The sequence below is a fragment of the Chamaesiphon polymorphus CCALA 037 genome (assembly GCF_003003845.1).
Lineage (GTDB): Bacteria > Cyanobacteriota > Cyanobacteriia > Cyanobacteriales > Chamaesiphonaceae > Chamaesiphon > Chamaesiphon polymorphus.
Genome location: NZ_PVWO01000302.1, coordinates 1 through 7,184 on the forward strand (window position 1 = coordinate 1; position 7,184 = coordinate 7,184).

At 45.6% G+C, this 7,184-nt stretch carries 8 protein-coding genes; 6 read left to right on the plus strand and 2 right to left on the minus strand.

Annotation, left to right across the window (positions count from 1 at the left end; all coding sequences use genetic code 11):
* Nucleotides 1–21 precede the first annotated feature (21 nt).
* The 4 genes from C7B77_RS19630 to ndhO all read left to right on the plus strand — a co-directional run bounded on the left by C7B77_RS19630 (nucleotide 22) and on the right by ndhO (nucleotide 2,307).
* Entirely contained in the window at nucleotides 22–621 is a 600-nt protein-coding gene (locus tag C7B77_RS19630) for a DUF1517 domain-containing protein (RefSeq protein ID WP_106308685.1), read from the plus strand.
* Between the two features lie 66 nt (nucleotides 622–687).
* On the plus strand, nucleotides 688–861 hold the full coding sequence (locus tag C7B77_RS30185) for a hypothetical protein (protein ID WP_181243932.1): 174 nt from the start codon (nucleotides 688–690) through the stop codon (nucleotides 859–861).
* 56 nt (nucleotides 862–917) lie between these two features.
* Nucleotides 918–1,841, plus strand: a complete 924-nt coding sequence (locus tag C7B77_RS19635) for a hypothetical protein (RefSeq protein WP_219892208.1) — start codon at nucleotides 918–920, stop codon at nucleotides 1,839–1,841.
* A gap of 253 nt (nucleotides 1,842–2,094) precedes the next feature.
* Complete coding sequence (gene ndhO, locus C7B77_RS19640; protein WP_015160927.1) at nucleotides 2,095–2,307, plus strand: NAD(P)H-quinone oxidoreductase subunit O; 213 nt, start codon at nucleotides 2,095–2,097, stop codon at nucleotides 2,305–2,307.
* A gap of 79 nt (nucleotides 2,308–2,386) precedes the next feature.
* Here ndhO and C7B77_RS19645 read toward each other — a convergent pair whose 3' ends face one another.
* Together C7B77_RS19645 and C7B77_RS19650 are read right to left on the minus strand one after the other, a co-directional pair.
* Nucleotides 2,387–2,512, minus strand: coding sequence for a photosystem II protein Y (locus C7B77_RS19645; protein ID WP_106308688.1), 126 nt, complete (start codon nucleotides 2,510–2,512; stop codon nucleotides 2,387–2,389).
* A 321-nt stretch (nucleotides 2,513–2,833) separates the two neighbouring features.
* Nucleotides 2,834–3,490 carry an MBL fold metallo-hydrolase gene (locus C7B77_RS19650; protein ID WP_106308691.1) on the minus strand — a complete coding sequence of 219 codons (657 nt, stop codon included), beginning with the start codon at nucleotides 3,488–3,490 and terminating at the stop codon, nucleotides 2,834–2,836.
* 146 nt (nucleotides 3,491–3,636) lie between these two features.
* Between C7B77_RS19650 and C7B77_RS19655 the strand changes: the two genes are divergently transcribed.
* On the plus strand, nucleotides 3,637–5,193 hold the full coding sequence (locus C7B77_RS19655; RefSeq protein WP_106308694.1) for a site-2 protease family protein: 1,557 nt from the start codon (nucleotides 3,637–3,639) through the stop codon (nucleotides 5,191–5,193).
* A 610-nt stretch (nucleotides 5,194–5,803) separates the two neighbouring features.
* Nucleotides 5,804–7,009 carry a DUF4912 domain-containing protein gene (locus C7B77_RS19660; protein ID WP_106308697.1) on the plus strand — a complete coding sequence of 402 codons (1,206 nt, stop codon included), beginning with the start codon at nucleotides 5,804–5,806 and terminating at the stop codon, nucleotides 7,007–7,009.
* The last annotated feature ends 175 nt before the right edge of the window (nucleotides 7,010–7,184 follow it).

Genomic DNA, 7,184 nt, shown 5'->3' on the forward strand with positions numbered 1-7,184 from the left:
CCCATCCACCCATCCACCTCTATGAGCCTACGCGACCAATTTAATAAATTTACAGGCAAAACCCAATTTGTCGTATCTCGAATTTTCATCCATCTCGGTGGTGAAGAAGTATCGCCACTCCTGGGTATCTTAAACCAAGCTGCCAGACAAGCGATCGAATCTGATGGCGATCTAACCATTGTCGGTGAAGGATTGGTCGAAATCTGTCAAAACCTGTTGCAATACGATACTTATTGGCGATCGGCAGCCAATGAAGGCGATGTATTCTGGGACGAAGGCGGAGCTGGCGACTATGCCAACGAATTATTTACCGATTCAGCCGGACGCTATTTGAGCGAGCCAGATCTGAGCCAACCAAATAACCCCAATGCCCGTTTAACGCTCAATCCAACTCGCAATTTGATCTTGATGCTCACCGTTGCTTTTGAAGGTGAAGAACCCAGCATCGAAGCAGATTTATCCAATATGTCCGCGCTCAAGATTGCCCTTAAAGCTATAATCAATCTGCATTATCAAGAACGCCTGCGCGCGATTTATATCCATTTTTCACCAGCACGATTTGGCGACGAACTTACCGACGACCAAGTTCTTCTGAATTTTCCCGAATTGATTCCATTGTAAATATATGTCTCGATCGCGATCGCGATCGGTTTAGGTTTAAGCCAACATTGGCTTAAACCTTTTTCAATGCCAAAATCTAGGCGTCTAGATGCGGTTACCTCGATCGAATCGATCGGTTTACAGGGTATTTTGGCAATGAGTCGATCGAGTAACATGAATGTAAAAGCTGCAATCTACAAGTGTCAATTTCTAGATCTGCCTTCAGCTTCACTGTTAGTAGTATGTCGATCGGTAGATTGAGATTACAAGTCTTTAATCGTCCCAAGAATTAGCTAAAATAAGAACATCCAATAGTCATGAAATCAGCCTATATGTTACGTCGATTAGCGATCGTTTTTATGGCTTTGACCTTATCTTTCACTTCTGTCGCTTGCGGCTCTGGAGATGGAGATCGGTCAATTCAGGGACAAAATCGAACGAGTACTTCCATTCAAAGTCCCGCCGTCAGCAATAACACCAATCAAAAACCGATCGCGGATGGTAAGTATCCCGTCCAGCAAGCCACCTATAATGATGGCAACGGTGAATATACCCTGATGCTCCTAAATACGCCTGCTGGTACTCCTCCCGTGTATCGCACTACCAATCTTCAGATGGCACGATTGACTGATGAAGAAGTCAAAGCCAATGAAAAGACTTATTTCAAGTCAGAAAATGGGCAAGTTTCTTTACACATGCCAGAAGACTTTAAAATTGAGTACGTTCACAACGTAACTCAAACTCAAACTAATCCCCAAACCGGACAAAAAGAAACTGTCGTCGTTAAGCGAGAATCTAACTTCTGGGCACCATTTGCTGGATCTGTCGCTGGCTCGCTCGCCGGACAAGCGATCGGTAATGCGTTGTTCAGACCGCAGTACTATGTACCCCCTGTCTATAGTTCTGGTGGTATCCTGCGCGGTTATGGCGGTTACGGTAGCAACTACGGTCAAGCCGTACAGAGCTATCAAACTCGCTACAACAGCCAACCTCCAGCAGTAGTCAACCGTAACACGTTACGGACGACAGGTCGATTGAATAACAATAACTTCAATAACAACAATTTCAACACCAACCGCTCGGTCGAACGCAATCGTTCGACAGGTTCGGGCTTCGGTACTAGCAACCTCCGCCGCTCCAACAACCAGTACAATAGCCGTCCTTCCGGCGGTTCCAGTCGGAGCTTCGGTAGTGGCGGTCGCAGCCGTTCTAGTTCTGGATTTGGCAGTCGCCGTCGGTAATCTAGGGATTAGGCTTTAGGCTTTAGGCTTTAGGTTGCAGGCTCTGGCATAAAATATGCTCGCTCTAACAGCTAGCCGCTAATACCTAATATCTAACACCTAATCTTTAACACCTAAAGCCTAAAACCTCTAAAGCCTAATACCTAAGACCTAACACCTAAAGCCTAATACCTAAGACCTAACGCCTAAAGCCTAAAACCCCAGAACCTATAGTATGCTGATAATTACCCATTGCAGCACTACACATTAGATTATGGCAGTCAAAAAAGGAGATTCCGTTCGCGCGATCGCTAGTTCCTTGGCAAATAGCCTCGAAGCAAAAGCTAGCGATGCCAGATTTCCCAAATATTTATTTGAAACCAATGGTGAGGTACTAGACCTACGCGGCGATTACGCGCTAGTAAAATTCGGACAAGTCCCCACCCCAAACATTTGGCTGCGACTCGACCAGTTGGAGGGGGTTTAGACTTCAATTGACCATCGATCGGTAATTTTTGTCAAAACCATCAATTACCCCAACTAATCTTGCGATCGATCCTAAATCCCTAATTTTTCTCACGTAGCAGTTCTTGAATTTGTCTGAGCGCGACTGGCAGAATATTAAATACCGCCCAACCCGCCGCAGCTCCTAGGGGTGCCAAGACGATCAAAAGCCGAAAGTCGAAGTCCATAACGATTTCCTTGAATTTAAAGTAAAAGATTTATGAGCGATATAACTATCGCTTATCTACTCTAGCAGAATTACTGACGGCTATTCGCGATGTCTTTAAACTGTTATTAATTCAACGTTTTGGAGACCTAAGCCTAGGTTGCGACTCGCATAAATATAGAGTTGCAATGTTAAGATTTGCGATCGCAGCTACACCCTTAAATTTAAGTTTGCCCCTGCCCTCTCTCCCCGACCGATAGCCATCGGACTTGGGAGCGGGCAGATTTTTTATGCTGACAATTGCGACTTTGAAGGCAAAATTATTACTGCGTTACAATAGAGATTAGACGTTAACGGCGATCGATCCTTTGCCACGCAATAATCCGGTGTTGGCACCAGGACAAATATAGCTCAAAGGTTGTTGTGACGGAAACTGTTGCCAAATCTTATCGACACTGCGAAGTTGACGCGGCCAATGAAAAGTTTTGGCAGTTCGTAGCGGCACGGGTGCGCCAAATCGATCGGGTAACAAGTGCCTGCCTGTAAAGAGCACGCCCCCAACTCCCGCATAATAAAAACAAGCCGATCCGGGTGAGTGCCCAGGAGTCCAAATTGCATGTATGCTATCTTTAATATTAAATTTGTGCTGGAAAGTAGTAACTTTAAGTTCTGGGAGTAAGTAGGCTTCTTGTTCTTGAGCGATCGCTTCACAGCCTAATTCAGTAACGATCGCCGTGGTTTGTCCGATACCACCACGATGGGTAATTGCCAACCAATTGACACCCCCACGATCGGCAATAAACTGTCGATGCAAATCGTGCCAAGCCGGAGCGTCAATTAAAATATTTCCAATCGGTGTTAAGACTAGATAAGCCGTACCACCTAATGTGTCGCGATTGGGAGCAAAGGCAAAAATACCTGGTAGAATCTCTTTTGGCAGTTTATCGATCCCAGATTTAATTCCAAGTGTTGGCTGTGACAAATTTGATTCTGGTTGCATAAACGCGCTTACTCAACAAGGGTATATATTTTAGCAATTTCTAGATCGACAAGTAACGTTATAGTAGCAGCCTAGATACCGATCGCATTCGACACATCGATGGCCATAATTAGTTTTAGCTCGATCGATTACTTATAATTTAATACATGTGGTTGTCTTTCCTATTCATCTTAATCTTATCGGGTATTCTGACATATATTATTCTGCGGCAAACTGTTAGCAAGTTGACCGCAGTGCCGCTATGGATCTTGTGGGCGATCTTGATGTTGCCGCCGTTACTGACGGGAGCGACAGTCACATGGAGCAGACAAATCCCACCTTTACCTGTAGCAATTGTCGTTTGCTCGATTTGCTGGGTATTATATTGGCGACTACTGGATTGGGGACGACCGAACCCGCGCACGCTGGCGAAGCCTCCCGACCCGCAAATTATGAGTGAAGCCGCTGTGAACGAGCATTCTGCCACCACTCGCACCACAGAGCCAGAATTGACAGCCTTGCCAGAGGAGCCAGAGCCAATCGAAGAAAATCGACCTTTAAGACCGATCGAAGCCGAAGAAGAGGCAACCTTAAGAACTTGCTTTGCATGGAATATCTTTTTTCTCGAAAAAATCGAGTATCGCCCGCAAGCCGTACTATGTCGCGGTAAGTTACGTACTGATGCCGATAGTGCATATGCGACGATCGTCCGCAACATTACAGACTTATTTGGCGATCGCTTCTTTATATTATTTCAGTATAGTTTATCGACAGGCAAACCATTTTTCGCTTTAGTCCCGCGTCCGGAACATACCCAAATTACTCGATCGCGTCGCTACGTGGATTATACGATCGCGGTGTTGCTACTGTTGCTGACACTCGTGCCTACGACTTACTTTGGGGCAGCCTTAGCTGGATTGCCCAAGGGCGATTTCGGTCAGATCGTCAGTGCTGGGTGGCCTTACGCAGCAAGTATTATTTTTATGTTAGGTATTCGCGACGTCGGACGATATTTAGTCGCTAAGTTTTATAAGATCGATTCTACCCTACCATACTTTATTCCGCTACCTTTTCTACCCGGTACCTATGGCTGTCTGGTGCAAATGCGATCTCCCATTCCCGATCGCAAGGCCGTCTTCGATTTGGGCTTTGTCGCTTCGATGTTAGGTTTGGTGACCTCGATTCCGATTTTACTGTGGGGACTGAGCCAGTCTCAAACCGTCCCCCTCGATCTCAAATCGACCTTATTTAACTTCCACTCATTCAATCCCCGCTTTTCGCTGTTGATGACGTTATTGAGTAAGTTAGCTCTAGGCAGCCAATTTGTGGCCGAACGCGCGATCGATTTAAATAGTGTCGCGATCGCTGCTTATATCAGTTTGCTAATTATTACGATCAATTTGATGCCATTACGCCGACTCGATGGCGGTTATATCGTTCATGCCATGTTCGGTCAAAAACCGAGTGCGATCGTCTCGCAGCTAAGTAAAATCATTTTAGTAATTCTCGGCATTATCCGGTTGAGAGCTTCCGAAGCTGGCAATACCGATTTATTATTTCTGGCGATCGTGATTTCTCTAATTCCCGCGATCGACGAACCCGCACTCAATGATGTTTCCGATTTAAATAACTGGCGCGATGGTTTGGGTGTGTTTATTTTAGGAATTTTAGTTTTAACTTTGATTCCGGTACCAGCAGTTTTGATGCAGTGGTTGGATATTTAGGCTTTAGGTTTTAGGTTTTAGGCGTTAGCCGTTAGGCGTTAGGTTTTAGGTTTTAGGCAGAAATCGATCGCTGGTAGCGTGTCTTTTTTCTTCAACGATCGAGTGCCGCTGTCATCGATCGAGTGCCTCATTCGATCGTCCTAATTTGCTGAGATTTGGGCAATTGTCAAGAAATCATGACAATTACGATCTCTAAGATGGCGCAAAATCGTTAAACCCTGTAAATTGAGAGCGATCCCCCCTTGACCGATCTGGGTAAAGTCTTGTTAGATAGTAAATATACCTAGTCAACCCACATCGCTAGCCACTTAAAGTTATAAATACTTGAAGAACTAGCAAATGTATCGATCGGGATATTTTAAAAAACCGCAACTTAGTCACCTGCGATCGAAATTAATCTTTCGGTCTGGCAGATATTAGAAATTTAATAAATCACTCGAACATAGTTAGTCGATCCACTAAATGTGGTTATGGTTAAGCCAAATATAAGACTAACTAACGATCGCAAATTTTCTTAAGTGACAACAAATGTGGATACAAATGCAATCGATTTGTCATCTACACCTTATTCGGAGATCGGATCGTGACGATAGACAACGCATTAGAAGACATGACTCTCAGACAGCTACGTCGCGTAGCTAGTGTCTGTGGAGTGTCCCGTTACAGCAGGATGCGGAAATCCCAACTCCTGGAAGAAATTCAGAAAATTCAGAGTAAATCTACTCAAAGTCCATCTACAAAACTGGAGGCTCAATTAGAAGTGGAAGCAGGAAAATTTGAACTTGGCGTCGATGTCGATCTTACTGCTGAGGAACTAGCAGCCGTAGATGAAGGGTTAGGCGATCTACCTGGCGGTTATGGCGATAGTCGAATTGTCCTACTACCACGGGATCCGCAATGGGCTTACGCTTACTGGGACATCCCGATCGAGCACAAAAACGAGCTGCGCTATCATGGCGGCCAACAATTAGCTCTGCGGATCTATGATGTTACGGATATCAATTTAGACCACCAAAGTCCTCATAGCATTCAAGAATACCCGATCGATGAGATGGCTAGAGAATGGTACCTACCCATTCCCGTGAGCGATCGCTCTTACACGATCGACATCGGTTACCGTTGTGGTGACGGTCGTTGGTTGGTACTAGCTCGCTCGACATCGGTAAATATTCCCCCTGTCTATCCTTCTGACTGGATCGAAGATATCTTCATCACCGTACCTTGGGAAGAAGAACTCGTCGGCAAGACTTTTGTCGAACTCGTACCTCCCAGCCGTAAAGCAGGCGATAGCAGCAATGCTGGCGCGAATGCAACTGGCGATAATGCCATCTACGAGCGGATCTTTGGCATGGCAGATTCGGTAGAATCCTTGAGAATTGCTGGTTCGCTGTATGGTTCGATGCAACACGCACCGATCGAATCGATCAGCTCCTTTGTCTTCCCTTCGGGTGTTGGCATGTGGGCACTACCTACCGCTTCTGGCGTGAATATGTCGGGCGTGGGTATGTCGGGTATCGGGATGGAAGTCGGCGAGCGTCAGCGTCAATTCTGGCTGATTGCCGATGCTGAATTGATCGTCTACGGTGCTACCGAACCCGATGCGACAGTATCGATCGGCGGACGCCAAATCAAGCTCAATCCCGACGGTACGTTCCGCTTCCAGATGTCCTTCCAGGATGGCAATATCGACTATCCGATCGTGGCTGTCGCTAAAGATGGCGAACAACAACGCTCTGTACACATGACATTCGATCGGGCAACTCCTTCGCGGAATACTAATACCAAGGAAGAAGCAGTACCTGAAAAATGGTTCTAGATCGACTCGGTAACTAGCTTTCAGTAGCTATTTATCTAAATCTATACATAATCTCCACTAATCTCGATGGTTGGTGGGGATTATTTTGTTAGGATCGATTTGTATGCCCGATCGCTTTTAGATATTTGGAATAAATTAGATAATCTCAATCTCCCTTTCCCCTAAAATCTTGAGT

What these genes read in the sequence shown, in the direction of transcription:
- C7B77_RS19630 (WP_106308685.1), top strand. Translation starts at nt 22, where the DNA reads ATGAGCCTACGCGACCAATTTAATAAATTTACAGGCAAAACCCAATTT.
- C7B77_RS30185 (WP_181243932.1), top strand. Translation starts at nt 688, where the DNA reads ATGCCAAAATCTAGGCGTCTAGATGCGGTTACCTCGATCGAATCGATC.
- C7B77_RS19635 (WP_219892208.1), top strand. Translation starts at nt 918, where the DNA reads ATGAAATCAGCCTATATGTTACGTCGATTAGCGATCGTTTTTATGGCT.
- ndhO (WP_015160927.1), top strand. Translation starts at nt 2,095, where the DNA reads ATGGCAGTCAAAAAAGGAGATTCCGTTCGCGCGATCGCTAGTTCCTTG.
- C7B77_RS19645 (WP_106308688.1), bottom strand. Translation starts at nt 2,512, where the DNA reads ATGGACTTCGACTTTCGGCTTTTGATCGTCTTGGCACCCCTAGGAGCT.
- C7B77_RS19650 (WP_106308691.1), bottom strand. Translation starts at nt 3,490, where the DNA reads ATGCAACCAGAATCAAATTTGTCACAGCCAACACTTGGAATTAAATCT.
- C7B77_RS19655 (WP_106308694.1), top strand. Translation starts at nt 3,637, where the DNA reads ATGTGGTTGTCTTTCCTATTCATCTTAATCTTATCGGGTATTCTGACA.
- C7B77_RS19660 (WP_106308697.1), top strand. Translation starts at nt 5,804, where the DNA reads ATGACTCTCAGACAGCTACGTCGCGTAGCTAGTGTCTGTGGAGTGTCC.